Source organism: Klebsiella sp. 28 (assembly GCF_018223905.1).
In the GTDB taxonomy this organism is placed as follows: Bacteria; Pseudomonadota; Gammaproteobacteria; order Enterobacterales; family Enterobacteriaceae; genus Klebsiella; species Klebsiella pneumoniae.
In genome coordinates this window covers 1-1,356 of record NZ_JAGRQY010000304.1, presented here as the reverse complement: position 1 = coordinate 1,356, position 1,356 = coordinate 1, and the positions used below count along the sequence as shown (strand labels likewise).

Sequence of the window (1,356 nt, the reverse complement as noted above, 5' to 3'; positions counted from 1 at the left end):
GTCGGTGTACGCTGCTTTGAGCCGCCACCCTTGCGCCCTTTAATTATGTTATTTGCCATATTACGCCCATAAAAAAAGCCACCGCAAGGTGGCCTGAATTGGATGGTTTACTGAATAAAACTTATTGCTGGTCTTCTACGTAAATACCGGCAGATATAATGGCGCCGCCAATTCGGCGTTTGCCATAAAGCAAAGGGACCGGGTATCCCTGAGAGGCAGTATTCGTCACGCCCCCAAAGGCGTAGGACGCTTTATTGTCAGCGGATTCTTTTCGTGCCAGGCCAGCCGGCTGCGGGGAAAGCATCTGAACGACGCCGCCGAGCATCATAGCAGCCCCCATTTTATAACCAAATGCTGACACGGGGTTGCCAGGAACAAAGTAAGAGCCGACAGCAGATGCAACAATAATAACTGCTCCAAGAATTGTTTGAAGCAGCCCCGCCTTTTTACTACCAATTAAAACAGGAACAATTCTGATAACTTCACCACCAACGGGGAATCCTAAATCATCCTTACCGATATTTTTCTTTCCTTTGAAAACAGCAAAGGTCAACCCTTTTTCTTTGCTGTTATTCATGAAATTTTCAAATCCAGGGATGGTTGCAGCCAGCGCCATGCCTGCTTCTTGGACTGTTGAAATCAACCGATGATGAACCTTCCCGAAAGTTTTGCCAAGAATTCCAGAAAGCTCAATTCTTGTCATTATTTCCTGCATAATAGCTCCAGTTGGTGGGAAACGAGTTAATTAATAGTGGTTGGCCTTATATCCAAATCGCCATTAGCATCCGTAAAAACTCTTGCTGCTTTTTTCTCTCCAGCTTTAATATTGAAAAAACGTTCTTGCCTCTCTCGGTTTAAACTGCAAAGTCCTTTACCTTCAAGATTAGCACCGACAGCCCACTCTCCTTCTGATAAATAAAATGTCGCTTTTTCTTTCGGATCCAGTTTCGCTACTCGTTCACCATTCAAATAAACTGTTGCATAGCATCCTGCCCCCACGAATCCTGAATCACGAACGATTGTCAGGCTACCGTTATTACCTTCGTTTTCTTGATATTTAAAAACATGCTCTTTTGAGGCGGAAATAGCTTGGCTGGGAGGTACAACTGTTGTCGAACAGCCTGTTACTGTGACAATTGCCAATGCTAGAGCTATTTTTTTCATTTCAGTGTCCCTTGGATTTATAGTTAAAATTCCACAAGAGATTAACACAGAGAATGGTATCGGACGATTTTCATCGTCCTATCTAACCAGTATCCACCATACGGCACGCGCTTGCTGAGATGGCCATACAGGTGATGCAGCAGCATATTCCCTTCCAGCAGAATCCCGGCGTGGTTCCACTTATCCGCCTGC

3 protein-coding genes are annotated in these 1,356 nt (G+C 44.8%); all 3 read right to left on the bottom strand.

Going from position 1 to position 1,356, the window contains the following annotated elements; genetic code table 11:
- Positions 1 to 121 precede the first annotated feature (121 nt).
- Positions 122 to 715 carry a tail assembly protein gene (locus KHQ28_RS28635; RefSeq protein WP_048276850.1) on the bottom strand — a complete coding sequence of 198 codons (594 nt, stop codon included), beginning with the start codon at positions 713 to 715 and terminating at the stop codon, positions 122 to 124.
- Between the two features lie 26 nt (positions 716 to 741).
- On the bottom strand, positions 742 to 1,164 hold the full coding sequence (locus KHQ28_RS28630; RefSeq protein ID WP_025368256.1) for a hypothetical protein: 423 nt from the start codon (positions 1,162 to 1,164) through the stop codon (positions 742 to 744).
- A 41-nt stretch (positions 1,165 to 1,205) separates the two neighbouring features.
- A partial coding sequence (locus KHQ28_RS28625) for an NlpC/P60 family protein (protein WP_211777800.1) occupies positions 1,206 to 1,356 on the bottom strand: 151 nt, incomplete at its 5' end.